15 protein-coding genes and 4 pseudogenes are annotated in these 24,837 nt (G+C 69.8%); 12 read left to right on the top strand and 7 right to left on the bottom strand.

Annotated elements, in window-relative coordinates; all coding sequences use genetic code 11:
• Positions 1-626: DUF3014 domain-containing protein (locus x551_RS06945; protein ID WP_036247967.1), on the top strand; the 626-nt coding region annotated here is incomplete at its 5' end.
• Positions 627-946: 320 nt separating this feature from the next.
• Here the strand turns inward: x551_RS06945 and x551_RS06950 are convergent.
• A complete protein-coding gene (locus x551_RS06950) occupies positions 947-1,645 on the bottom strand; it encodes a GntR family transcriptional regulator (protein ID WP_051495692.1) in 699 nt (232 codons plus the stop codon).
• Between the two features lie 172 nt (positions 1,646-1,817).
• On the opposite strand from x551_RS06950, the pseudogene scpA reads away from it, so the two are divergent.
• The 6 genes and pseudogenes from scpA to x551_RS06980 all read left to right on the top strand — a co-directional run bounded on the left by scpA (position 1,818) and on the right by x551_RS06980 (position 10,436).
• Positions 1,818-3,976: pseudogene (gene scpA, locus x551_RS06955) on the top strand (methylmalonyl-CoA mutase).
• 4 nt (positions 3,977-3,980) lie between these two features.
• Positions 3,981-4,994 (top strand): methylmalonyl Co-A mutase-associated GTPase MeaB, encoded by a 1,014-nt coding sequence (meaB, locus tag x551_RS06960; RefSeq protein ID WP_036232058.1) that lies wholly within the window; start codon positions 3,981-3,983, stop codon positions 4,992-4,994.
• Positions 4,995-5,063: 69 nt separating this feature from the next.
• A complete protein-coding gene (locus x551_RS06965; RefSeq protein ID WP_036232057.1) occupies positions 5,064-6,596 on the top strand; it encodes an acyl-CoA carboxylase subunit beta in 1,533 nt (510 codons plus the stop codon).
• Between the two features lie 19 nt (positions 6,597-6,615).
• Positions 6,616-8,642, top strand: a pseudogene (locus tag x551_RS06970) (acetyl/propionyl/methylcrotonyl-CoA carboxylase subunit alpha).
• Positions 8,643-8,653: 11 nt separating this feature from the next.
• Positions 8,654-9,121, top strand: a complete 468-nt coding sequence (locus x551_RS06975) for a VOC family protein (protein WP_036232055.1) — start codon at positions 8,654-8,656, stop codon at positions 9,119-9,121.
• Between the two features lie 328 nt (positions 9,122-9,449).
• Positions 9,450-10,436, top strand: coding sequence for a GGDEF domain-containing protein (locus tag x551_RS06980; RefSeq protein ID WP_129448376.1), 987 nt, complete (start codon positions 9,450-9,452; stop codon positions 10,434-10,436).
• Here x551_RS06980 and x551_RS06985 read toward each other — a convergent pair.
• Positions 10,433-10,924 carry a DUF1854 domain-containing protein gene (locus x551_RS06985; RefSeq protein WP_036232049.1) on the bottom strand — a complete coding sequence of 164 codons (492 nt, stop codon included), beginning with the start codon at positions 10,922-10,924 and terminating at the stop codon, positions 10,433-10,435. The genes x551_RS06980 and x551_RS06985 overlap by 4 nt on opposite strands.
• Complete coding sequence (locus x551_RS06990) at positions 10,921-13,233, bottom strand: ABC transporter ATP-binding protein (RefSeq protein ID WP_036232046.1); 2,313 nt, start codon at positions 13,231-13,233, stop codon at positions 10,921-10,923. The genes x551_RS06985 and x551_RS06990 overlap by 4 nt, the downstream gene beginning before the upstream one ends.
• A gap of 182 nt (positions 13,234-13,415) precedes the next feature.
• Here x551_RS06990 and cphA (x551_RS06995) point away from each other — a divergent pair, with 182 nt between their 5' ends.
• Together cphA (x551_RS06995) and cphA (x551_RS07000) are read left to right on the top strand one after the other, a co-directional pair.
• Complete coding sequence (gene cphA / locus x551_RS06995; protein ID WP_036232043.1) at positions 13,416-15,581, top strand: cyanophycin synthetase; 2,166 nt, start codon at positions 13,416-13,418, stop codon at positions 15,579-15,581.
• 67 nt (positions 15,582-15,648) lie between these two features.
• Positions 15,649-18,216 (top strand): cyanophycin synthetase, encoded by a 2,568-nt coding sequence (gene cphA, locus x551_RS07000; protein ID WP_036232040.1) that lies wholly within the window; start codon positions 15,649-15,651, stop codon positions 18,214-18,216.
• A 121-nt stretch (positions 18,217-18,337) separates the two neighbouring features.
• Here cphA (x551_RS07000) and x551_RS07005 read toward each other — a convergent pair whose 3' ends face one another.
• The 4 genes and pseudogenes from x551_RS07005 to x551_RS07020 form a co-directional block, all read right to left on the bottom strand.
• Complete coding sequence (locus x551_RS07005; protein ID WP_011828624.1) at positions 18,338-18,556, bottom strand: YbdD/YjiX family protein; 219 nt, start codon at positions 18,554-18,556, stop codon at positions 18,338-18,340.
• Between the two features lie 31 nt (positions 18,557-18,587).
• Positions 18,588-20,652, bottom strand: a pseudogene (locus tag x551_RS07010) (carbon starvation CstA family protein).
• 163 nt (positions 20,653-20,815) lie between these two features.
• On the bottom strand, positions 20,816-21,469 hold the full coding sequence (locus tag x551_RS07015) for a response regulator transcription factor (RefSeq protein ID WP_036232037.1): 654 nt from the start codon (positions 21,467-21,469) through the stop codon (positions 20,816-20,818).
• A gap of 31 nt (positions 21,470-21,500) precedes the next feature.
• Positions 21,501-22,837: pseudogene (locus tag x551_RS07020) on the bottom strand (cache domain-containing protein); the annotation flags it as partial.
• A 233-nt stretch (positions 22,838-23,070) separates the two neighbouring features.
• On the opposite strand from x551_RS07020, the gene x551_RS07025 reads away from it, so the two are divergent.
• The 3 genes from x551_RS07025 to x551_RS07035 all read left to right on the top strand — a co-directional run.
• The gene (locus tag x551_RS07025; RefSeq protein ID WP_253950316.1) at positions 23,071-23,544 is read left to right on the top strand and encodes a hypothetical protein; all 474 of its coding nucleotides are present in this window, start codon (positions 23,071-23,073) and stop codon (positions 23,542-23,544) included.
• Positions 23,545-23,675: 131 nt separating this feature from the next.
• Positions 23,676-24,185, top strand: coding sequence for a polyhydroxyalkanoate granule-associated phasin (locus x551_RS07030; protein ID WP_036232033.1), 510 nt, complete (start codon positions 23,676-23,678; stop codon positions 24,183-24,185).
• A 72-nt stretch (positions 24,186-24,257) separates the two neighbouring features.
• Positions 24,258-24,837: FAD-dependent oxidoreductase (locus x551_RS07035; RefSeq protein WP_152543451.1), on the top strand; the 580-nt coding region annotated here is incomplete at its 3' end.

Consider the following 24,837-nt stretch of genomic DNA (forward strand, 5'->3'; position numbering starts at 1 on the left):
CGCCGGAGCGCGCCGATGCCGCGGTCCGCTCGGCGCTGGTCGAGCTGCTCGGACAGCCGGCGGTGCTCAAGTTCCTGCAGGTCGACGGCTTCGCGCACCGCGTCGTCGCGACCGTGGACAACCTGGCCCGGCCGCATGCGGCGCCGCGGCTGTGGCCGGTCAACCCGAGCGCAGGGCGCTTCACGGTCGAGCCCGGCGCGGGTGGTGGCAGCGTGATCGCTGCGGCCAATGGCGCGCGCTATGCGGCCTTCACGGCCTTCGTCGAGTCGGTGGACACCGCTCGCGCGGTTGCGTTGTACGTGCGGCTGTATCCGCTGTTCCAGCAGGCCTACCAGGAACTGGGCTATCCGCGCGGCTACTTCAACGACCGGTTGGTCGACGTCATCGACCACCTGCTGCAGACGCCGGAGCCGGCGGGCCCGCTGGCGGTCGTGCTGACCGAGGTGAAGGGGCCCGTCCAGCCCGCGCGCCCGTGGGTGCGCTACGAGTTCGCCGACCCGGCGCTGGAGGCGCGGTCGGCGGGGCAGAAGATGCTGCTGCGCCTGGCACCGCAGCAGCGGCAGAGCCTGAAGGCGAAGCTGGCGGAGATTCGCGCGCAGATCACGCGGGCGCCGGGGATGAGATGAGCTTGTGTGGCGTTTGAGGTTGCTGGGCTGAGCGGGCGCCGCGCCGGGCCGCTCTGTTGCGTTCATGTCCCCCGAGCCCGCCCTCCGGCCGGGCTCTCCTCCTCTACTTCACTCCACACAGCGGCCCGTCACGGCGCTTCGATACACCGCGGTGTGCTGGGGTTGTAAAGCCTTCGCGTGCCGCGGTGGTGCGTGCGACCAGGGCGTCGGGTGAATGGCGAAGTGAGGTAGAGGAGGAGGGGTCGGCCGGGAGGCCGACGCCGGGGGACACGAACGGAGCCGTTCACCCGATGGCCTGGTCAGCAGCGCGCGGGCCAGGCTCAGCGCATCGCCGCCGCCTCTTCACCGTTGGCGAGATGCCGGCGCATCAGTTGTTGAGCCTGCTCGGCATCGCGCGCGCGCAGCGCGGCCATCAGCTGGCGGTGTTCGTTCAACGACGCCTCCAGCCGGCCCTGCTTGAACAGCGAGTGGTGGCGGTTGAGCTTCATCACCTTGCGCAGGTCGGCGACCATCTGCACGCGCCAGCGGTTGTCGGCCAGTTCGAGCAGGCGCAGGTGGAAGCGCTCGTTGGCGGCGAAGAAGCGGTCGCGGTCGCCGAGGTTGCGTTCGAGCTGTTCGTGCAGGGTCTCCAGTTCGGCCAGCTGCTCGGGCGTGAGCCGGCTGGCGGCGGCGGCGGCGGCATCGCTCTCCAGCAGCGCGAGCAGATGGAACACCTCGCTCAGGTCGCGCGCCGAGACCTCGGTGACGTAGGCGCCGCGGCGCAGCTTCATCGTCACCAGGCCCTCGGCGGCCAGCACCTTCAGCGCTTCGCGCAGCGGCGTGCGGCTGATGCCGTACTCGACCGCCAGCGCCTTCTCGTCGATCCAGCTGCCCGGCGCGAGCCGGTGCGACAGGATGCGCGTGCGCAGCGCCTCGGCCACCTGCTCGTACAGCGCGCGATCGGGCAGCGCGCCGGCCGCGGAGTCGGCAGGTGTGCGGTCGAGGGCGGTGCTGGCGAGCGTGAGGGGGGGTTCGGACATGGGTCCCGGCGGCAGTCGTTTTGGTGCAGCGCACACAAGACGTGTTTGTAATTCAGTTTTGAATTATGATCGCGCCTCAGTTCGCCGTCCAGCCCGGATTTCCGGAGCCTGACGCGCGCCTCGTGTCATGCCGCGGCGCCTTGCACACCGTTCACCGCAGGAAAGATTCGCCATGTCCGATCGCCCCGTACTTTCGCCCGAGGCCCTGGCGGCCTGGCACAAGGCCGCCGCGAAGTCGGCCCCCGGCGGCGACGTGTCGGCGCTGAACTGGGTCACGCCCGAAGGCATCACCGTGAAGCCGCTGTACACCGCGGCCGACCTGCAGGGCCTGCCGCACACCGACACGCTGCCCGGCTTCGCACCCTACCTGCGCGGTCCGCAGGCCACGATGTACGCGGTGCGGCCGTGGACCATCCGCCAGTACGCCGGCTTCTCGACCGCCGAGGAATCGAACGCCTTCTACCGCAAGGCGCTGGCTGCCGGCGGGCAGGGCGTGAGCGTGGCCTTCGACCTGGCCACCCACCGCGGCTACGACAGCGACCACCCGCGCGTGACCGGCGACGTCGGCAAGGCCGGCGTGGCGATCGACAGCGTGGAGGACATGAAGATCCTGTTCGACGGCATCCCGCTCGACAAGGTGTCGGTGTCGATGACGATGAACGGTGCGGTGCTGCCGGTGCTGGCCGGCTACATCGTCGCGGCCGAGGAGCAGGGCGTGCGCCAGGACCAGCTGAGCGGGACCATCCAGAACGACATCCTCAAGGAGTTCATGGTCCGCAACACCTACATCTTCCCGCCCGAGCCGAGCATGCGGGCCATCGGCGACATCATCGAGTACACGGCACAGCACATGCCGAAGTTCAACTCGATCTCGATCTCCGGCTACCACATGCAGGAGGCCGGCGCGAACCAGGCGCTGGAGCTGGCCTTCACGCTGGCCGACGGCAAGGAGTACGTGCGCACCGCGCTCGCCAAGGGCCTGAACGTCGACGAGTTCGCCGGCCGCCTGAGCTTCTTCTGGGCGATCGGCATGAACTTCTATCTCGAGATCGCCAAGATGCGCGCCGCGCGCATGCTGTGGTGGAAGATCATGCAGGAGTTCGAGCCCAAGAACCCGAAGAGCCTGATGCTGCGCACCCACTCGCAGACCTCGGGCTGGAGCCTGACCGAGCAGGACCCGTACAACAACGTGGTGCGTACCACCATCGAAGCGATGGCGGCGGTGTTCGGCGGCACGCAGTCGCTGCACACCAATGCGCTCGACGAGGCGATCGCGCTGCCCACCGAGTTCAGCTCGCGCATCGCGCGCAACACCCAGCTGATCATCCAGGAGGAGACCCACATCACCAACGTGGTCGACCCCTGGGCCGGCAGCTACATGATGGAGAAGCTCACCCAGGACATGGCCGACGCCGCCTGGGCCATCATCGAGGAGGTCGAGGCGATGGGCGGCATGACCAAGGCGGTGGACTCCGGCTGGGCCAAGCTCAAGATCGAGGCCAGCGCGGCCGAGAAGCAGGCCCGCATCGACTCCGGCAAGGACGTGATCGTCGGCGTCAACAAGTACAAGCTCGACAAGGAAGACGCGGTCGATTTCCTCGATATCGACAACGTGAAGGTGCGCGACAGCCAGATCGAGCGGCTCAAGGCGATCCGTGCGCGCCGCGACGCACCCGCGGTGCAGGCGGCGCTGGACGCGCTGACACAATGCGCCGAATCCGGCCAGGGCAACCTGCTCGACCTGAGCGTGAAGGCGATCCGCCTGCGCGCCACGGTCGGCGAGGTGTCCTCGGCGCTCGAGAAGGTCTGGGGGCGCCACCGCGCCGATACGCAGAAGGTGACCGGCGTGTACGCAGCTGCCTACGATTCGGCCGAAGGCTGGGAACAACTCAAGACCGAGATCGCGGCCTTCGCCGACGACCACGGTCGCCGGCCGCGCGTGATGATCGCCAAGCTCGGCCAGGACGGCCACGACCGCGGCGCCAAGGTCGTGGCCACCGCCTTCGCCGACCTCGGCTACGACGTCGACATGGGGCCGCTGTTCCAGACGCCCGACGAATGCGCGCGCCAGGCGATCGAGAACGACGTGCACGCGATCGGCGTGTCCACGCTCGCCGCCGGCCACAAGACGCTGGTGCCGGCCATCGTGGCCGAACTGAAGAAGCAGGGCGCCGACGACATCATCGTGTTCGTCGGCGGCGTGATCCCGCGCCAGGACTACGAGTTCCTCTACGAGGCCGGCGTCAAGGCATCTACGGCCCCGGCACGCCGATCCCGGCCTCGGCGAAGGACGTGCTCGAGCAGATCAAGAAGGCCATCGCCGCCCACTGAGCCGATGGCTGCCGTCCCCGACCAGGCGCTGATCGACGGCGTGCTCGGCCCGGCCGGGCCGGTGCAGCGCCGTGCCATCGCCAAGACCATCACGCTGCTCGAGTCGACGCGCGAGGAGCATCGCGCGCGCGCCGACGAACTGATCAACACCCTGCTGCCGCACAGCGGCCGATCGCTGCGGCTGGGCATCTCCGGCGTGCCCGGGGTCGGCAAGTCCACCTTCATCGAGAGCCTGGGGCTGTTCCTGGTGGAGCGCGGCCACCGCGTCGCGGTGCTGGCGGTGGACCCGTCGTCCAGCGTCTCGGGCGGCTCCATCCTGGGCGACAAGACGCGCATGGAGCGGCTGTCGGTCGACGAGCGCGCCTACATCCGCCCCAGCCCGGCCTCGGGCACGCTGGGCGGCGTGGCCGAGAAGACGCGCGAGTCGATGCTGGTGGCCGAGGCGGCGGGCTACGACGTGGTGATCGTCGAGACCGTCGGCGTCGGCCAGAGCGAGATCGCAGTGGCCGGCATGACCGACATGTTCGTGCTGCTGCAGTTGCCCAATGCCGGCGACGATCTGCAGGCCATCAAGAAGGGCGTGATGGAGCTGGCCGACCTGGTGGTGATCAACAAGGCCGACCTCGACGAGGCCGCCGCCACGCGGGCGCGTGCGCAGATCACCTCGGCGCTGCGGCTGCTGGGGCAGCACGGCAACCCGATGACGGCCCACCACGATGCGCAGCTGTGGCATCCGCAGGTGCTGCAGCTCAGCGCGCTGAAGGGCGCTGGCCTGCCCGAGTTCTGGGCCACCGTGGAGCGCTTTCGCGAGCTGCAGACGCAGAGCGGCCGGCTCGCGTCGCGCCGCCACCAGCAGGACCAGGCCTGGATGTGGGAGCGCATCGAGGCCGGGCTGAAGGCGCGCTTTCGCGGACACCCTGCCGTGCGCGAGGCGCTCTCCGCCACCAGCGCCGACGTGCGCGCCGGCCGGCTGGCGGCCTCGGTGGCGGCGCGCCGCCTGCTCGACCTTGCCGACTGATCCACACACCGACTTCCGCCCCGTTCCGTCCCACCCGACACATCCATCCAGGCCGAGAGGACCATCCCCATGCACGACATCATCGAAGAGCTCAAGCGGCGACGCGAGCGGGCCCGCCTGGGCGGCGGCGAGAAGCGCATCGAGGCGCAGCACGGCAAGGGCAAGCTCACCGCGCGCGAGCGCCTGGAACTGCTGCTCGACGCCGGCACCTTCGAGGAATGGGACATGTTCGTCGAGCACCGCTGCGCCGACTTCGGCATGGCCGACAACAAGATCCCCGGCGACGGCGTCGTGACCGGCTACGGCATGATCAACGGCCGCCTGGTGTTCGTCTTCAGCCAGGACTTCACCGTGTTCGGCGGCGCGCTCAGCGAGGCCCACGCCGAGAAGATCTGCAAGGTGATGGACCAGGCGATGAAGGTCGGTGCGCCGGTCATCGGCCTCAATGATTCCGGCGGCGCGCGCATCCAGGAGGGCGTGGCCTCGCTGGGCGGCTATGCCGAGGTGTTCCAGCGCAACGTGATGGCCTCGGGCGTGGTGCCGCAGATCAGCCTGATCATGGGGCCGTCGGCCGGTGGTGCCGTCTACTCGCCGGCGATGACCGACTTCATCTTCATGGTGAAGGACAGCAGCTACATGTTCGTCACCGGGCCCGAGGTGGTGAAGACGGTGACCCACGAGGAAGTGACCGCCGAGGAGCTGGGCGGCGCGACCACCCACACCACCAAGAGCGGCGTCGCCGACATGGCGTTCGAGAACGACGTCGAGGCCATCCTGATGCTGCGGCGCTTCTACAACTACCTGCCGCTGAACAACCGCGAGAAGGCGCCGGTGCGCCTGGGCGGCGACCCGGCCGAGCGGCTGGACTATTCGCTCGACACGCTGGTGCCGGACAACGCCAACAAGCCCTACGACATGAAGGAGCTGATCCTGAAGGTGGCCGACGACGGCGACTTCTTCGAGCTGCAGCCCGAGTACGCGAAGAACATCCTGATCGGCTTCGCGCGCATGGAGGGGCAGACGGTCGGCATCGTCGCCAACCAGCCGCTGGTGCTGGCCGGCTGCCTGGACATCAAGAGCAGCATCAAGGCGGCGCGCTTCGTGCGCTTCTGCGACGCCTTCAACATCCCGGTGGTGACCTTCGTCGACGTGCCGGGCTTCATGCCGGGCACCAGCCAGGAGTACGGCGGCATCATCAAGCACGGCGCGAAGCTGCTCTACGCCTATGCCGAGTGCACCGTGCCGAAGGTGACGGTGATCACGCGCAAGGCCTACGGCGGCGCCTACGACGTGATGGCCTCCAAGCACCTGCGCGGCGACGTGAACTTCGCCTGGCCCAACGCCGAGATCGCGGTGATGGGCGCGAAGGGCGCGGTGGAGATCATCTTCCGCGAGGACAAGGGCGATCCGGTCAAGCTGGCGGCGCGCGAGGCCGAGTACAAGCAGCGCTTCGCCAACCCCTTCGTGGCTGGTGCGCGCGGCTACATCGACGACGTGATCCAGCCGCACGAGACGCGCAAGCGCATCTGCCGTTCGCTGGTGATGCTGCGCGACAAGAAGCTCGAGAACCCGTGGCGCAAGCACGGCAACATTCCTCTTTGACGCGGCGAGGGAACGAGACATGTTCACCAAGATCCTCATTGCCAACCGCGGCGAGATCGCCTGCCGGGTCATCAAGACGGCCAAGAAGCTCGGCATCGCGACGGTCGCGGTCTACTCCGAAGCCGACCGCGACGCGCGGCACGTGGAGCTGGCCGACGAGTCGGTGCTGCTCGGGCCGGCGCCGAGCCGCGAGTCCTACCTGGTGGCCGACAAGATCATCGCCGCCGCGAAGCAGACCGGCGCGCAGGCCATCCACCCCGGCTACGGCTTCCTGTCGGAGAACGAGGACTTCGCGCGCCGCGTCGAGGAGGAGGGCCTGGTCTTCATCGGACCCAAGCACTACAGCATCGCGGCGATGGGCGACAAGATCGCCTCGAAGAAGCTCGCCAACGAGGCGAAGGTCAACACCATCCCGGGCTGGAACGACGCGATCGAATCCGCCGAGCGCGCCGTGGAGATCGCCCAGGGCATCGGCTACCCGGTGATGATCAAGGCCAGCGCCGGCGGTGGCGGCAAGGGCCTGCGCGTGGCGTTCAACGACAAGGAGGCCTTCGACGGTTTCAGCTCCTGCCGCAACGAGGCGAAGAACAGCTTCGGCGACGACCGCGTCTTCATCGAGAAGTTCGTCGAGCAGCCGCGCCACATCGAGATCCAGGTGCTGGGCGACGCCCACGGCAACGTGGTCTACCTGCATGAGCGCGAGTGCTCGATCCAGCGCCGTCACCAGAAGGTGATCGAGGAGGCGCCGTCGCCGTTCATCAGCGACGCCACGCGCAAGGCGATGGGCGAGCAGGCCGTGGCGCTGGCCAAGGCCGTGAAGTACCAGAGCGCCGGCACGGTGGAGTTCGTGGTCGGCAAGGACCAGGGCTTCTACTTCCTCGAGATGAACACGCGGCTGCAGGTCGAGCACCCGGTCACCGAGTGCATCACCGGCGTGGACCTGGTCGAGCTGATGATTCGCGTGGCCGCCGGCGAGAAGCTGCCGTTCGCACAGGCCGACATCCGGCGCACCGGTTGGGCGATGGAGTGCCGCATCAACGCCGAGGATCCGTACCGCAACTTCCTGCCGTCGACCGGGCGCCTGGTGCGCTACCAGCCGCCGGTGCAGACGATGGAAGCCGCGCTGCCGATGCCCTGGGACGGCGGCGTGCGGGTCGATACCGGCGTCTACGAGGGCGGCGAGATCCCGATGTACTACGACTCGATGATCGCCAAGCTCATCGTGCACGGGACGGACCGGCTCGACGCGATCGCCAAGATGCGCGAGGCGCTCAACGCCTTCGTGATCCGCGGCATCAGCAGCAACATCCCGTTCCAGGCGGCGTTGCTGGCGCACCCCGATTTCGTCTCGGGCGACTTCAACACCGGCTTCATCGCCGAGCACTTCCCGAAGGCTTCAAAGCCTCGGACGTGGTGCACGAGGACCCGGACTTCGTGGTCGCGCTGGCTGCGGCGGTGAACCGCAAGTTCCTGGCGCGCTCGGCGGTCATCACCGGGCAGCTGCCGGGGCACGGCCTGCGCATCGGCGACGACTACGTGGTCGTGCTGCGCGGCGAGCAGGGGGCATCCACCCACCGGCCGGTGCAGGTGCACGTCAACGGGTCGGTGGTGGTCACGCTGGACGACAAGCGCTACGAATTCCAGAGCGACTGGCGCTACGGCGAGGTGCGCATCGGCGGCTCCTGCAACGGCCGTCCGTTCACGGCCCAGGTCGAGCGGCGCGGCCTGGACCTGCGCGTCAACCACAACGGCCTGTGCGCCGACGCGCTGGTGCTGTCGCCGAGCGCCGCCGAGCTGCAGAAGCTGATGCCCTACAAGGCGCCGCCCGATACCAGCAAGTTCCTGCTCGCGCCGATGCCCGGGCTGCTGGCCGACGTGGTGGTGAAGCCCGGCCAGGCGGTGGTGGCCGGCGAGAAGCTGGCCGTGGTGGAGGCGATGAAGATGGAGAACATCCTGATCGCCGCGCAGGACGGCACGGTGGCCGAGGTGCTGGCCGGCAAGGGCGAGAGCCTGTCGGTCGACCAGCCGATCATCCGTTTCGCCTGAGGGGCTCCGCGATGAGCAGCAGCAAACCCTTCCGCATCCTCGGCCTGCAGCAGATCGCCATCGGCGGGCCGGACAAGCAGCGCCTGCGTGCGCTGTGGGTCGACATGCTGGGGCTGTCGGTCACCGGGCACTTCGTCTCCGAGCGCGAGAACGTCGACGAGGACATCTGCGCGATGGGCCGCGGTGCCCATGCGGTGGAGGTCGACCTGATGCAACCGGTCGATCCCGACAAGAAGCCGGCCGTGCACGCCACGCCGCTGAACCACGTGGGTCTGTGGGTCGACGACCTGCCGAAGGCGGTGCAGTGGATGAGCGAGAACGGGGTGCGCTTCGCGCCCGGCGGCATCCGCAAGGGCGCGGCCGGTCACGACATCTGCTTCATCCACCCCAAGGGCAACGACGAGTTCCCGGTCGGTGGCGAAGGCGTGCTGATCGAGCTGGTGCAGGCGCCGCCGGACGTGGTGGCTGCGCTGCGCTGAGCTGAGTTTTTGGCCCCGGTATCCGTGCTGACCCGAAGTCCCGGCGGTGCAACTTGTTAGACTTGTGTCACTCGGGGGGTGTTGTCGGAGCCGTGCCACCGGCCGCGTCTCCCGAGCGGGCAGTACAGGTCGGGGAGGCCGGTGAGCGGAGGACGCGCCGACCCCTGGCCGCTGTGGCGGCCGTCCTGGCGCAGCGCGTGGCGCGCCGGGTGGCGAGGCGGACGTCGGCACGGCAGCAACTAGACAACAAGAGCTCGCAGTGATCTCAGGCAACTACCCCGACAGTGTCGAGCGGAGCAGCGAACTACTCAGGCTCGCGCTCCCGCAGATGGCCAAGCATTCGGTCGCCCTGCACCCCATCAACTACGCGGTCTGGTACGAGTATGTGTCGGGCCGCAGCGGCGACCTGAAGGCCGAGATCGAGCGGCTCACCGCCGACGGGCGGGCCCTGACCGAGGCCGACGTGGCCCGGCTGTTCAAGGCCTATGTCGCGCCGGTCGGGCTCGAGACCTCCGAGCGGGTGGCCGAGAACGCCCGCCGCATCCTGCGCAGCATGGAGCAGGATGCGCTGGAAGCGACCGACCGCACCTCGGCCTTCGACCAGTCGCTGTCGCAGTGGCAGGCCGAACTCGATCGCGAGGCGAACGGCGGCGCGGTGTTGCAGGGGGTGGTGGCCAGCACGCGCGAGATGTCGGAGGCGATGCGCCAGCTGCAGAGTCGGCTGGACGTGAACCAGCGCGAGATCGCGCAGCTGCGGGCCGAGGTGGCTGCCGCCCGCAGCGAGGCGCAGACCGACAGCCTGACCGGCCTGCACAACCGCCGCTCCTTCGAGCAGCACATCGCCAAGTTCCTGGCCGACCGCGAGGCGGCGATGTCGCTGGTGCTGGTCGACATCGACCACTTCAAGCTGGTCAACGACACCCACGGCCACCTGTTCGGCGACCAGGTGCTGATGGCGGTGGCGCGGGTGCTGAAGGAGAGCGTGCGCAACGACGACCTGGCCGCCCGCATCGGCGGCGAGGAGTTCGCGCTGCTGCTGCCGTCGACGCCGCTCAAGGGCGCGGTCGAGCTGGCCGAGCGCATCCGCACCTCGATCGCCAACAGCCGCATCCGCCGCCGCAACAGCGAGCAGCAGGTCGGGCAGATCACGGTGTCGCTCGGCGTCGCCGACCTGTGGCCCAGCGACAACGGCGAGAGCTGGTTCTCGCGGGCCGACGAGGCGCTCTACGCCTCCAAGCGCGAGGGCCGCAACCGTGTCACGGCGCCGTCGCTGCTGGCACGGCATGCCGTGACCGGCGGCGTTAACCGGTCCTAGAGAAAGCGCTCCAGCAGCTTCTTCGAGCGCCGGTCCAGCGCCAGGCGGTCGCGCACCAGGAACTGGATGCCGTGGCTGTCGACGATCAGCAGCGCGCCGTGGCCGAGCCGGCGGATGTCTTCTTCGCCCTTGAGCACGAAGCTCGTGCTGCCGCGGTCGGTCTCGACCGTCCAGTGGCTGGGCGTCGAGAAGGTCGACACGGCGCTGATCTGCAGGATGGTCGGCATGAACTCGCGGCTGGCGAGCTCCGCCTCCAGCAGCGCACGCGGCGCCGGTGGCAGGGCGCTCAGGCGCTCGATCCAGTGCAGCTCGCGCCCGTCGGCCCCGACGATCGACACGCCTTCGTCGGGCGCGGCGATCGGGAAGGCACGCACCGGCACCACGCCGTCGTGCGCCACGCCGTCCGCCGCCGTGAGGACCAGGCGGCCGAAGGCATTGCGCTCGAGCCGCAGCCCGCTGTCGTCATCCATCGCGGTCGTGGTGTTCATGCGAGTTCGGTCGGGTGGGCCGACGGCGACAGCGTCGACGGCGAAGGGTGCTCCAGCGCCGCCTCGCCGTCGTCGCCTTCGACGCGGCGCAGCTGCGCCTCGTAGAGCCGCCAGTAGGCGCCGCGCTGCGCCATCAGCGCGTCGTGCGGGCCCACCTCGACGATGCGGCCGCGGTCCATGACGACCAGCCGGTCGGCCTTGCGCAGCGTGGAGAGGCGGTGCGCGATCGCGATGGTGGTACGGCCCTGCACCAGGTTGTCGAGCGCCTTCTGGATCTCCTTCTCGGTCTCGGTATCGACCGAGGAAGTGGCCTCGTCGAGGATCAGGATGCGCGGATCGATCAGCAGCGCGCGCGCGATGCTGATGCGCTGGCGCTCGCCGCCCGACAGGCCCTGGCCGCGCTCGCCGACCAGCGAGTCGTAGCCCTGCGGCAAGCGCAGGATGAACTCGTGCGCGTGCGCGGCGCGGGCCGCAGCCACGATCTCGGCGCGCGTGGCGCCCGGCTTGCCGTAGGCGATGTTCTCGGCGATCGTGCCGAAGAACAGGAAGGGCTCCTGCAGCACCAGGCCGATGTGGCGTCGGTAGTCGGCCACGCCGAAGCGACGGATGTCGATGCCATCGACCTTGATCGCGCCGTCGGTCACGTCATAGAAGCGGCAGATCAGGTTGACCAGCGTGCTCTTGCCAGAGCCGCTGTGGCCGACCAGGCCGATCATCTCGCCCGGTCGGATGTCGAGCTGCAGCCCGCGGATCACGGTGCGCGAGCCGTAGCGGAAGCCGATGTCGGCCAGCTCGATGCGGCCCTGGAGCCTGTCGATGCGCTGTGGCTGGGCGGGCTCGGGCACGTTCGACACATGATCGAGGATGTCGAAGATGCGCTTGGCGCCGGCGGCCGCCTTCTGAGTGACCGAGACGATGCGGCTCATCGAGTCCAGCCGGCCGTAGAAGCGGCCGATGTAGGCGATGAAGGCGGTCAGCACGCCGACCGTGATCTCGTTCTTGCTGACCTGCCAGATGCCGAAGGCCCACACCACCAGCAGGCCCACCTCGGTCAGCAGCGACACGGTCGGCGAGAACAGGCTCCAGGTCTTGTTGAGCCGGTCGTTGACCGCGAGGTTGTGCCGGTTCGCGTCGCGGAAGCGGTCGGCCTCGCGCTGCTCCTGGGCGAAGGCCTTGACCACGCGGATGCCCGGGATCGTGTCGGCCAGCACATTGGTCACTTCGGACCACACGCGGTCGATCTTCTCGAAGCCGGTGCGCAGGCGGTCGCGCACCAGGTGGATCATCCAGGCGATGAAGGGCAGCGGCAGCAGGGTCACCAGCGCCAGCCAGGGGTTGATCGAGGCCAGGATCACCGCGGTCATCCCGATCATCAGCACGTCGGTCGCGAAATCCAGCGCGTGCAGCGACAGGAAGACGCAGATGCGGTCGGTCTCGGAGCCGATGCGCGCCATCAGGTCGCCGGTGCGCTTGCCACCGAAGTAGTCGAGCGAAAGCCGCAGCAGGTGCTCGAAGGTGGTGGTGCGCAGATCAGCGCCGATGCGCTCGGACACCAGCGCCAGCAGGTAGGTGCGGGCCCAGCTCAGGCCCCAGGCTGCCAGCGCGGCCGCCAGCAGGCCGCCCAGCAGCATCAGCACCAGTTTCGGGTCGATCTGCTGGCCGTTCTGGAACGGGATCAGCACCTCGTCCATCAGCGGGATCGTCAGGTAGGGCGGCACCAGCGTCGCCGCGGTCGAGGCCAGCGTCAGCCCGAAGCCGATCGCCAGCTCCTTGCGGTAGGGCCGGGCGAAGCGCCACAGCCGCAGCAGCACCCAGGTCGAGGGCGGGGTGTTCAGCTCCCGGGCGCACAGCGGGCAGTCGTCGCTGTCGGGCGGCAGCGGCGCCTGGCAGCTGGGGCAGAGCGTGCCGTCGTCGCCGGGCGACTCGCCGGTGCGCAGGCGGGTCTGTTGCAATTCGAACAGTTTCAGCAGGCGCAGCGCCTGCACGTTGTGACGCAGCGTGAAGCGCCAGCCGGCGCGCCGGGTGGCGGGATCGTGCAACTCCAGGCTGCCGACCCCGGCGTGGTCGGTGTGGCGCAGCGTCAGGTCGCTGTTCAGCGGCCAGGCCTGCCAGGCGGTGGCGCCCGGTTCGCGGGCCAGCAGCCGCCGGTCGGTGAGCGCCAGCAGCCCGGCGCCGAAATGCAGGCGTGCGTCCAGGTCAACCTCCAGCGTCGCCAGCACGTTCTCTTCCGGTGCGAGCTGCGACTGGAGCGCGATGCGTGCGGGGGAGGCCCCGTCCGCTGGGACGCCGACTGGATGGTGATGATGCATTCTGATTTGTTCTCGAAGACCCACAAGGCGGCCCTCAATCCCTCGGAAGGGCCCGAGATTCTGACCGATGCCGGGTTGGCGTGCCGCATGGAATGCGGCCCGGAGCGTGGTGCCAAGGAGCCGGTCGGGCGCACAATCGTGCGTCGGTCCTGGGCTGCCCGGGCGCCTCGTCCCCGCCGAAAATGAGCAAGAAAAACGACCTGCAACTGCTCCGCATCAATTACCTGCGCGGCCCCAACATCTGGACCTACCGGCCGGTGCTGGAAACCTGGCTCGACCTCGGCGAGCTCGAAGACCACCCCTCCCATCTGTTGCCCGGCTTCAACGAGCGCCTGTGCGCGCTGCTGCCGGCGCTCGAGGAGCACCACTGCGGCGTGGGCGAGCGGGGCGGGTTCCTGCAGCGCCTGCGGGAGGGCACTTGGTGCGGCCACGTGTTGGAGCACGTGGTCATCGAGCTCCTCAACCTGGCGGGCATGCCCACCGGTTTCGGCCAGACCCGCAGCACGTCGCAGCGGGGCGTCTACCGCATGGTGTTTCGTGCCCGCGAGGAGCAGGTCGCGCGCACGGCGCTGGCCGACGGCCACCGGCTGCTGATGGCCGCCATCAACGATGAGGCCTTCGATGTCGCTGCGGCCGTGGCCCGCGTGCGCGAGCAGGTCGACGACACCTATTTCGGGCCCAGCACCGCCGCCATCGTCGGCGCCGCCACCGAACGTGGCATCCCGCACATCCGCCTCAATGATGGCAACCTGGTGCAGCTCGGCCACGGTGCCCGCCAGCGCCGCATCTGGACCGCCGAGACCGACCGCACCAGCGCCATCGCCGAGGGCATCGCCGGCGACAAGGACCTGACCAAGCGCCTGCTCAAGTCCTGCGGCGTGCCGGTGCCGGAGGGTGAGGTCGTCGACAGCGTCGAGGCCGCCTGGGAGGCGGCGCAGGACATCGGCCTGCCGGTGGCACTGAAGCCGACCGACGGCAACCACGGCCGAGGCGTCACGCTGGACCTGACCAGCCGCGAGGACATCGAGGCCGCGTATGCCTATGCCGACCTGCACGGCAGCGAGGTCATGGTCGAGCGCCACGTGCCCGGCCAGGAGCACCGCCTGCTGGTGGTGGGCGGCCGGGTGGTGGCCGCAGCGCGCGGCGAGACCGCCTGGGTCACCGGTGACGGCCGCTCCACGGTGAGTGAGCTGGTCGACGCCCAGATCAACACCGACCCGAGGCGCGGCGAGACCGAGGACTTCCCGCTCGGCCTGATCGAGACCGACAAGGACGGCGCGGTGCTGTCCGACCTGCAGCGCCAGGGGCTCGCGCCCGATGCGGTGCCGGCCAGCGGCCGCCGCGTGCTGATCCAGCGCAACGGCAACGTCGCGATCGACTGCAGCGACCAGGTCCACCCCGAGGTCGACCACATCGTGTCGCTCGCCGCGCGCGTGGTGGGCCTGGACATCGCCGGCGTCGACGTGGTGGCCGAGGACATCTCGCGCCCGCTGGCCGAGCAGGGCGGCGCGATCGTCGAGGTCAACGCCGGCCCCGGGCTGCTGATGCACCTGCGGCCGGCCGAGGGCATGCCGCGGCCGGTCGGCCAAGCCATCATCGACCACCTGTTCGCCGAAACGGAAAGCGGGCGCATTCCCATCGTCGGCGTGGCCGGGACCCGAGGCACCCACACCATCGCCCGGCTGGTGGCCTGGCTGGTGCACCTGAGCGGCCGCCACGTCGGGCTGGCCTGCCGCGACGGCCTGTTCCTCGGCGGACGCCGGATCGAGCACGGCGACTGCGCGCACTGGGAAGCCAGCCACCGGCTGCTGATCAACCGGCAGGTGGAGGTGGCGGTGGTGGAGAACGGCGCCGAGGCCATCCTGCGCGACGGCCTCGCCTACGACCGCTGCCAGGTCGGCGTCGTCACCGACCTCGACGGCGCCGCGGCGCTGGCGGCGTTCGACATTCGCGAATCCGACCAGATGCTCAAGGTGCTGCGCACCCAGGTCGACGTGGTACTGCCGGACGGCGTGGCGGTGCTCAATGCCGACGACGAGCGGGTGGCCGAACTGGCCGGCCTGTGCGACGGCGAGGTGATCCTCTACGGCGTCGACGCAGCCACACCGGTCCTGCAGGCGCAGCGCGCCCAGGGCGGGCGAGCCGTGTTCCTGCGCCACGGCCGCGCGATCCTGGCCACCGGCGGGGTCGAGACGCAGGGACCCGAATTCACCCGTGGCCGCATGGCCGAGGTGCCGCCGGAGACCATGCTGGCGGCCATCGCCGCCGCCTGGGCGCTGGGGATCGCGCCCGAACTGGCGGCCGCCGGCATCGAGACCTTCCAGCTCGAACCGAAGACCACGCACTGAGCCCCGCCGGGGCCCCGACAATCGACGCGAACGGCGATCTGCCCGAACCACCCGAAGAGCAGCAGCGATGGAAGTTTCCCGCATCCGTGCCTTGCGCGGCCCCAACCTGTGGAGCCGGCACACCGCGATCGAGGCGATCGTCTCGTGCACCGCGCCCGAATGCGAGATCGCCGATCCGGTCGGTCTCGAGGCGCGCCTGCGGGCACTGTTCCCGACCATCGGCGCGCTGCGTACCGCTGTCCCGGGCGTGCCGGTCTCGCTGGCCCACCTGCTCGAGGCGGCGGCGCTGGCGCTGCAGGCGCAGGCCGGCTGCCCGGTGACCTTCAGCCGCACCTCGGCGACCGTCGATCCCGGTGTCTTCCAGGTCGTCGTCGAGTACAGCGAGGAAGAGGTCGGTCGACTGGCCTTCGACCTCGCCCGCGAACTGATCGATGCGGCACTGCACGCTCGCGGCTTCGATGTCGATGCGGCGATCACGCGCCTGCGTGAGACCGACGAGGACGTGCGCCTGGGCCCCAGCACCGGCGCGATCGTCGATGCGGCGCTGGCGCGCAATATCCCCTACCGCCGCCTGACGCAGGGCAGCATGGTGCAGTTCGGCTGGGGGTCGCGGCAACGCCGCATCCAGGCCGCCGAGGTCGACTCGACCAGCGCTGTCTCCGAGGCCATCGCGCAGGACAAGGACCTCACCAAGACGCTGCTGCGTGCCGCCGGCGTGCCGGTGCCGATCGGCCGGCTGGTGGCGAGCGCCGACGAGGCCTGGGCCGTGGCCCTGGAGATCGGCCTGCCGGTGGTGGTCAAGCCGCAGGACGGCAACCAGGGCAAGGGCGTCACGGTCAACATCGTCGACCGCGCCCACCTCGATGTGGCCTTCAAGGCCGCGGCCGAGATCGGCGACGTGATGGTCGAGAAGTTCCTGCCCGGCAGCGACTTCCGCCTGCTGGTGGTGGGCGACCGGCTGGTGGCGGCGGCGCGCCGCGAGCCGCCGCACGTCATCGGCGACGGCGTGCACACGGTGCGCGAACTGGTCGATCTGGTGAACGCCGACCCGCGGCGCGGCACCGGGCATGCCACCTCGCTGACCAAGATCCGCTTCGACGAGATCGCCGTCGCGCGACTGCAGGTGCAGGGGCTGGCACCCGATTCGGTGCCCGAGAAGGGCCGCCGCGTGATCCTGCGCAACAACGCCAACCTCAGCACCGGCGGCACGGCCGCCGACGTGACCGACGACGTGCACCCCGAGGTGGCCGCGCGCGCCGTCGCCGCGGCGCAGATGATCGGACTGCACATCTGCGGCGTCGATGTGGTGTGCGAGACGGTGGGTCGCCCGCTCGAAGAGCAGAGCGGCGGCGTGGTCGAGGTCAATGCCGCGCCCGGCCTGCGCATGCACCTGTCGCCCTCGTTCGGCAAGGGCCGCAACGTCGGCGAGGCGATGATCCAGCACCTGTTCGGCCACGGCGACGACGGCCGCATCCCGGTGGTGGCGGTGACGGGTACCAACGGCAAGACCACCACGGCGCGCCTGATCGCCCACCTGTTCGCGACCAGCGGGCTGCGCGTGGGCATGACCAACACCGACGGTGTCTACGTCGAGGGCCGCCAGATCGACAGCGGCGACTGCAGCGGACCCAAGAGCGCGCGCAACGTGCTGATGCATCCCGATGTCGACGCGGCCGTGTTCGAGACCGCACGCGGCGGCGTGTTGCGCGAGGGTCTGGGCTTCGACCGTTGCCAGGTGGCGGTGGTCACCAACATCGGCAGTGGCGACCACCTCGGCCTCAACTACATCACCACCGTCGAGGATCTGGCGGTGCTCAAGCGGGTGATCGTGCAGAACGTGGCGCAGAGCGGCTACGCGGTGCTCAACGCGACCGACGTCAACGTCGCCGCGATGGCCGGCACCTGCCCCGGTGACGTGATCTTCTTCGCGGCCGATCGCCATCACCCAGTGATGGCCACGCACCGCGCGCAGGGCAAGCGCACCGTCTACGTCGAGGGCGACGCGCTGGTCGCGGCGCAGGGCGCCTGGCGCGAGAAGCTGCTGCTGCGCGACATCCCGCTCACACGCGGCGGGACCATCGGCTTCCAGGTCGAGAATGCCATGGCGGCCGTGGCCGCCGCCTGGGGTGCGGGGCTCGACTGGGACACGGTACGCCGTGGTCTGGCCAGCTTCGTCAACGACGCCGACAACGCGCCGGGCCGCTTCAACGTGATGGACTTCAAGGGCGCGACGGTGATCGCCGACTACGGCCACAACCCCGACGCGATGCGCGCGCTGGTGGCCGCGGTCGACGCGATGCCGGCCACGCGCCGCGCGGTGGTGATCAGCGGCGCCGGCGACCGGCGTGACGACGACATCCGCGAGCAGACCCAGATCCTCGGTGCCGCGTTCGACGATGTGCTTCTGTATCAGGACGCCGCGCAGCGCGGCCGTGCCGACGGCGAGGTGATCGCGCTGCTGCGCGAGGGCCTGCGGGGCGCGACGCGCACCCGCCACGTCGAGGAGATCCACGGCGAGTTCATCGCCATCGACACCGCGCTCGATCGGCTGAAGCCGGGCGAGCTCTGCCTGGTGCTGGTCGATCAGGTCGAGGAAGCGATGGCGCACCTGGCGCGTCGCGTCGCTGCAGGCTGACCGTCCGCCGCGACCTCCTGCCGGACGGCCGGCGCGTCATGCGCGCCGGCTTCAAGGTCCCGGGCGCCCGGTTTTGCCAGGCGTCCGGGGAAACGAACGAGGCGGGGCTCGCCGGTCGGCTTCAGCAGCAGCGGCCGGTGCGCGACCCGTAGCGGGCCTGCTGGCGCTCGCGGAAGAAGTCCTCGTAGCTCATCACCGGCCGGTCCGGGTGGACCGTCCTGGCATGCGCCGCGTAGGCCTCGTAGTCGGGCTGGCCGACCATCAGGCGCATGGCTTGGCCGAGGTAGCGGCCCGCCTTCTCGACGTCTTGCAACAAGCCGGTGAAGCTGCCGGAGGCCATGGGGCGGGCGCTGTGGAAGCAGAGCGAGCGTTCAGCCGCCGGCGCCTTGCGGCATCGGTTCGAACGGCGTTTCGCGCACGGTCGGCGACTGGTTGCCCAGCGCCTTCAGGATCGACTTGACCGCATAGAACACCGTGCTCACGACGACCAGCATGAACAGCACGCACAAGCTGGCGTTGATGTAGTCGTTGACCACGATGTGGCGCATCGCGTCGAGCGACTTGGCCGGCGCCAGCACCGTCCCCTGCGCCAGCGCGTCGCCGAACTTCTGCGCGTGGGCCAGGAAGCCGACCTTCGGATCCGGCGAGAACAGCTTCAGCCAGCCGGCGGTCAGCGTGCAGATCAGCAGCCACGCCGCCGGCACGATGGTGACCCAGGCGTAGCGCTGGCGCTTCATCTTGAACAGCACCACGGTGCCCAGCGTCAGCGCCACGGCGGCCAGCATCTGGTTGGAGATGCCGAACAGCGGCCACAGCGTGTTGATGCCGCCCAGCGGATCCACCACGCCGGCGTACAGGAAGTAGCCCCAGGTCGCCACGCACAGGCCGGTGGCGATCAGGTTGGCGGGCAGCGAGTCGGTGCGCTTCATCGCCGGGATGAAGTTGCCCAGCAGGTCCTGCAGCATGAAGCGCCCGGCGCGCGTGCCGGCGTCGACCGCGGTCAGGATGAACAGCGCCTCGAACAGGATCGCGAAGTGGTACCAGAAGGCCATCATCGCGGGCCCGCCGACCACCTGGTGCAGGATGTGCGCCATGCCCACGGCCAGCGTCGGTGCGCCGCCGGCGCGTGCGAGGATGGTGTTCTCGCCCACGTCCTTGGCGGTCTGGATCAGCACGTCGGGCGTGATCACGAAGCCCCAGGTCGACAGGGTCTGCGCCACCGCCTCCGGCGTCGTGCCGACCAGCGCGGCCGGGCTGTTCATCGCGAAGTAGATGCCCGGCTGGATCACCGAGGCCGCCACCAGCGCCATGATCGCGACGAAGGACTCGGCCAGCATGCCGCCGTAGCCGATGAAGCGCGCGTGCGTCTCGTTCTCCAGCATCTTGGGCGTGGTGCCCGACGAGATCAGCGCATGGAAGCCCGACACCGCGCCGCAGGCGATGGTGATGAACAGGAAGGGGAACAGGTTGCCCGACCACACCGGGCCGTTGCCCTGCGCGAACTGGGTCAGTGCCGGCATCTGCAGCGTCGGTGCGACGATCAGGATGCCGATCGCCAGCGCGATGATGGTGCCGATCTTCAGGAAGGTCGACAGGTAGTCGCGCGGCGCCAGCAGCAGCCACACCGGCAAGACCGAGGCGATGAAGCCGTAGCCGATCAGCATCCAGGTGAGAGCCTTGCCGTCGAAGTCGAACAGCGCGGACAGGGCCGCATGCTCGTGCACCCAGCCGCCCAGCCAGATGGCCGCCATCAGCAGCACGAAGCCGATCGCCGAGACCTCGCCGATGCGCCCCGGCCGCAGGTAGCGGCTGTAGATGCCCATGAACAGCGCGACCGGGATCGTCAGGCCCACGGTGACCGCACCCCACGGCGAGTGCGCCAGCGCCTTGACGACGATCAGCGCCAGCACCGCCAGGATGATGATCATGATCATGAAGCGCCGAACAGCGTGATGACGCCCGGCACCGTGCCCATCTCCTGCTTCACCAGCTCGCCGAGCGAACGGCCGTCGCGCCGCGTGGAGATGAACAGCACGATGAAGTCCTGCACCGCGCCGGCGAACACCACGCCGGCCAGCAGCCACAGCATGCCCGGCAGGTAGCCCATCTGTGCGGCCAGTACCGGGCCGACCAGCGGACCGCGCCCGCGATCGCGGCGAAGTGGTGGCCGTAGAGCACGTACTTGTTGGTCGGCACGTAGTCCAGGCCATCGTTGTGGCGGTGTGCCGGCGTCTGCCGGTTCGGATCGAGACCCAGCACCTTGGTCGCCAGGAACAGGCTGTAGTAGCGGTAGGCGATGAGGTAGACGCACAGGGCGGCCACCACCACCCACAGGGCGCTGATGGCTTCACCGCGCTGCAGCGCGATGGTCGCCAGCGCGAACGCGCCGACGATGGCGACGAGCACCCAGGAAAGGTGCTTGCGTAGATGGGTCATGGGGGTCTCCTGAACACTGAGGGGCCGTGCCCCCGTGGTCGTCCGACCCGGATGCACTGGAATGGGCGTCAGTGTCCGCAGCGGTGCATCCTGAAACAAGCGTCGCACCACGTAGGGGGCTGCGTGGGACCACTTAGGGACCAGACCGGGGTGAGGGAGGACCTCAGCCCTCGTCTTCGCGGTAGCGCCGGCCGTGTTCGACCGCGTACTTGATCAGCTCCGCCTGACCCTCGATGCCCAGCTTGCGCTTGATGTTCTGGCGATGCGTCTCGACGGTGCGCACGCTCAGGTCCAGCCGCTCGGCGATCTGCTTGCTCGACAGGCCGTCGGCCAGGCAGGCGAGGATCTCGCTTTCCCGGTGCGAGACCAGCGGCTTCGGCGCCTGGCCGCGGAACAGGCGCTTGGACACCGCCGGGCTCAGGAAGGTGCCGCCGGCGCACACCGCCTCGATGGCCGCGATGATGTCGGCCGAGGGCGCGTCCTTCAGCACGTAGCCGCGGGCGCCGGCCTGCATGGCCTGCTGCACGTACTCGGGGTTGTCGTACATGCTGAGCACCAGCACGGCCACCGCCGGATGGCGCTGCGCCAGCAGGCGGGTGAGCTCGATGCCGTTGATCTCGCGCATGCCGACGTCCATCAGCGCCAGGCCGGGGTGCAGCTGCGGGATCAGCTCCAGCGCCTCTCGTGCGCTGCCGGCCTCGCCCACCACCTCGAGCCAGGCGATCGCCTGCAGGCGCGAGCGCAGGCCCTCGCGCACGAGCGGGTGGTCGTCGACGATCAGCAGTCGGACGCGGGGCGCGTCGGGTTCGTGGCTCATCAGCCTCCTTCAGGCGGCGCAGCTGCGCCTCGGGCACGTCGGCGATCAGCTCGGTGAGACCGCTGCGCGAGCGGATGCGGAACGATCCGCCGATCGAGGCGAGGCGCTCGCGCATGTTGCGCAGGCCGATCCCGCGACGCGGGTCGAGCTGCACCGCGGCGAGGTCGAAGCCGCGGCCGTCGTCGAGGATCGCGAGCCGCAGGCCGCTGGGCCGGAACGCCAGCCGGATGCGCACCGACTGCGCGGCGGCGTGCTTCTCGATGTTGGTCAGCGCCTCCTGCGTCACGCGGAACAGCACGGTCTTCACGTCGTCCGGCAACTCGATCGACGGCCCGCGCATGCGCATCGAGAACGCCAGCCCGCTGTGGTCGCCGAACTCCCGGCCAGGTGCTCCAGCGCTGCGGGCAGGCCCAGCACGTCGAGCATCGCCGGGCGCAGGCGGTGCGAGATGCGCCGCACCTCGGTCAGCGCGTCGGCCAGGCGCACCGCGGCGCGCTCCAGCGGCACGGCGGCCTGGGCCGGCTCGCGCTCGATCTGCTCGATCGCCGACTCGATCAGCAGCTTGATCGACACCAGCGTCTGGCTGGTGCCGTCGTGCAGCTCGCGCGAGAGGTGGGCGCGCTCGGACTCCTGTGACTGCACCACCTGCTGCGCGAGCTGGCGCAGCTTGGCGTCGGCCTCCTTGTGTTCGCTGAGGTTGAGCGCCAGGCCGCACACCGTGATCAGCGCGATGCCCGACAGCGCGATGCCGGCGATCCACAGGAACGTGGTCTCGATGTTGGCCGCCACCTGATGGTCCAGCTGCGCCATCGTGGCTTGCACGTCGTCGAGGTAGAGGCCGGTGCCGAGCATCCAGTTCCAGCGCGGCAGCGCGATCACGTAGCCCAGCTTGGGCGTGGTCTGCCGTGTGGATGGCTTGCGCCACAGGTAGTCGATGAAGCCGCCGCCCTCGCTGGCCTTGGCGATCAGCTGCTGGATGGTCGGGTGGCCCGCCTCGTCGCGCAGCTCCCACAGGTCGTTGCCCACCAGCTCGGGCTGGCGTGGGTGCATCAGGCTCCGGCCCTGCAGGTCGTAGAGGAAGAAGTAGCCGTCGGTGCCGTAGTCCAGCGACGCCAGCAGCTTCATCGCGGCCTGGCGCGTGGTCTCGCTGTCGTCGCCCGAGTCGTACAGCGGCGCGATGGTGCTGCGCGCGAGCTCGACGTAGTGGCGCAGCTCGGTGCGCTTGGAGCTCATGTAGGCGCTCTCGACCAGCTCGCGTTCGCGCGCCGCCAGCGCGCGCTCCTGGTGGCGCACGGCCAGCGCGATCAGCACGATCGACGCCAGCAGCGGCACCACGGCGAGGAGGACGATCTTGCTCTTGAGTCGCATGTTTCGTGGATGGTATCCACAGCGGCAGGGCGGGCGGTCTGCCGCATGTAGGACAGCCGCTACCCGCGCTCGCGGCGGCGTCCGATGTCCGGCGCGGCGCGCGGCGCAAATACTCCGCACACGTTATCCCGACCTCAGGAGTCCTCATGCACACCCCCCTTCGATTCAAGCCCGCTCTTCTCGCCCTGTGTACCGCCGCCGCATTCGCAGCCTCGCCCGCCTTCGCGGCCGGCATGAGCAAGGCCGAGTACTCGGCCGCCAAGGACCGCATCGGCGCCGACTACAAGCTCGCCAAGGCCTCCTGCGACCGCCTGTCCGGCAACGGCAAGGACGTCTGCGAGGAAGAGGCCGAGGCCAAGGAGAAGGTCGCCAAGGCCGAGCTCGAGGCCGCGTACACCGGCAAGCCCGGCGACCGCGCGAAGGTGGCCGAGGTGAAGGCCGACACCGCCTACGAGGTCGCGAAGGAACGCTGTGACGATCTCGCCGGCAACGCCAAGGACGTGTGCGTCCAGGAAGCCAAGGCGGCCCACACGAAGGCGCGCGCCGATGCCAAGCTGGTCAGCGCCACCGGCAAGGCGCAGATGGAGGCGCGTGACGAGAAGCGCGAGGCCAACTACAAGGTCGAGGCCGAGAAGTGCGATGCGCTCGCAGGCGACGCCAAGTCGACTTGCGTGGCCGATGCCAAGGCCCGCTACGGCAAGAGTTGAGCCGCCTGACACGTTCCCGACAAGCCGGCCTCGCGCCGGCTTTTTTCGCTGTCGAGGTCGATCCGGGACTCGATGTAAGCCCTGCGTCACCCGGTACCCGCATACCTGAACCTTTGGACCCGAAAGCTTTCATGAAATCCACCGACCTTCCCGCTGCGATATTCTTCCCGATCGGTCTGTGGCTGGGCGTCGCGAGCAAGACGCAGGAGATGCTGCTCGCGTCGTCCCAGGTCATCGCGACCCGCAGCGCGCGCTTGGCGTCGGCCGGGCCGCTGCCGTCGGCCGCCGACCGGCGCGAGTTCGCGCTGATGGGCAGCGAGAAGCTGGACGCCTTCTCGCAATCTGCCGCCGCCCTGGGTCGCGCCTGGACTCCGGCGGTGCAGACGCTCAACGCCCAGGCCCTGCAGGGCTGGCTGGCGATCATGAACAACGCCTTCGCGCTGGCTGGCAGCCGCACGCCGGCCCAGGCGATGCGTCGCCACAAGACGCTGGTCAGCACGGTGATGCGGCGCGCACCGACGCTGCAGCGTGCCTCCGATGCAGCGGCGCGCGTGACCCACAGCGCGCTCGCGCCGGTACACCGCACCGCGACCGCCAACGCGCGCCGGCTCGGCTCGGCCAAGAAGACGAGCCGGCGCTGAGTCGCCAGGCACCGGCGTGGCCGGCCGTAGCATCTCAGGCCGGGGCACCCGGCGGGCGGGGAGGGCGCGCGGATGGATCAGGTCGATGCGGTGGTTGTCGGGGCCGGGGTCGTGGGGCTGGCGGTCGGTCGCGCGCTGGCGCGGCGCGGCTTCGAGACCGTGGTGCTTGAAAGCGAGACCGCGATCGGCACCGTCACCAGCGCGCGCAACAGCGAGGTGATCCATGCCGGCCTCTACTACCCCTCCGGTTCGCTGAAGGCGCGGCTGTGCGTGGCCGGCAAGGCGGCGCTCTACGCCTACTGCGCCGAGCGCGGCATCGCGCACCGGCGCTGCGGCAAGCTGATCGTCGCGACCGGGCCGACGCAGCATGCGGCGCTGCACGCGCTGAGCCGGCGTGCGGCCGACAACGGCGTCGACGACCTGCAACTCCTGACGCCGGACGCTGCGCGTGCGCTCGAACCCGCGCTCGCCTGCAGCGAGGCACTGCTGTCGCCGTCGACCGGCATCGTCGACAGCCACGGCCTGATGCTCGCGCTGCAGGGCGACCTGGAGTCGGCCGGCGGCGCGGTGGCGCTGGCCTCGCGCGTCGAGCGCATCGAGGTCGGGCGACCGCACCGTGTGCAGGCGGCCGGCATGACGCTGGGCGCGCGCA

This window comes from Methylibium sp. T29 (genome assembly GCF_000576205.1).
Lineage (GTDB): Bacteria > Pseudomonadota > Gammaproteobacteria > Burkholderiales > Burkholderiaceae_C > Methylibium > Methylibium petroleiphilum.

What these genes read in the sequence shown, in the direction of transcription:
- cphA (WP_036232040.1), top strand. Translation starts at nt 15,649, where the DNA reads ATGGAAGTTTCCCGCATCCGTGCCTTGCGCGGCCCCAACCTGTGGAGC.
- x551_RS06950 (WP_051495692.1), bottom strand. Translation starts at nt 1,645, where the DNA reads ATGTCCGAACCCCCCCTCACGCTCGCCAGCACCGCCCTCGACCGCACA.
- cphA (WP_036232043.1), top strand. Translation starts at nt 13,416, where the DNA reads ATGAGCAAGAAAAACGACCTGCAACTGCTCCGCATCAATTACCTGCGC.
- x551_RS07015 (WP_036232037.1), bottom strand. Translation starts at nt 21,469, where the DNA reads ATGAGCCACGAACCCGACGCGCCCCGCGTCCGACTGCTGATCGTCGAC.
- x551_RS06975 (WP_036232055.1), top strand. Translation starts at nt 8,654, where the DNA reads ATGAGCAGCAGCAAACCCTTCCGCATCCTCGGCCTGCAGCAGATCGCC.
- x551_RS06965 (WP_036232057.1), top strand. Translation starts at nt 5,064, where the DNA reads ATGCACGACATCATCGAAGAGCTCAAGCGGCGACGCGAGCGGGCCCGC.
- x551_RS06990 (WP_036232046.1), bottom strand. Translation starts at nt 13,233, where the DNA reads ATGCATCATCACCATCCAGTCGGCGTCCCAGCGGACGGGGCCTCCCCC.
- x551_RS06980 (WP_129448376.1), top strand. Translation starts at nt 9,450, where the DNA reads ATGGCCAAGCATTCGGTCGCCCTGCACCCCATCAACTACGCGGTCTGG.
- x551_RS07005 (WP_011828624.1), bottom strand. Translation starts at nt 18,556, where the DNA reads ATGGCCTCCGGCAGCTTCACCGGCTTGTTGCAAGACGTCGAGAAGGCG.
- x551_RS06985 (WP_036232049.1), bottom strand. Translation starts at nt 10,924, where the DNA reads ATGAACACCACGACCGCGATGGATGACGACAGCGGGCTGCGGCTCGAG.
- x551_RS07025 (WP_253950316.1), top strand. Translation starts at nt 23,071, where the DNA reads ATGAGCAAGGCCGAGTACTCGGCCGCCAAGGACCGCATCGGCGCCGAC.
- meaB (WP_036232058.1), top strand. Translation starts at nt 3,981, where the DNA reads ATGGCTGCCGTCCCCGACCAGGCGCTGATCGACGGCGTGCTCGGCCCG.
- x551_RS07030 (WP_036232033.1), top strand. Translation starts at nt 23,676, where the DNA reads ATGAAATCCACCGACCTTCCCGCTGCGATATTCTTCCCGATCGGTCTG.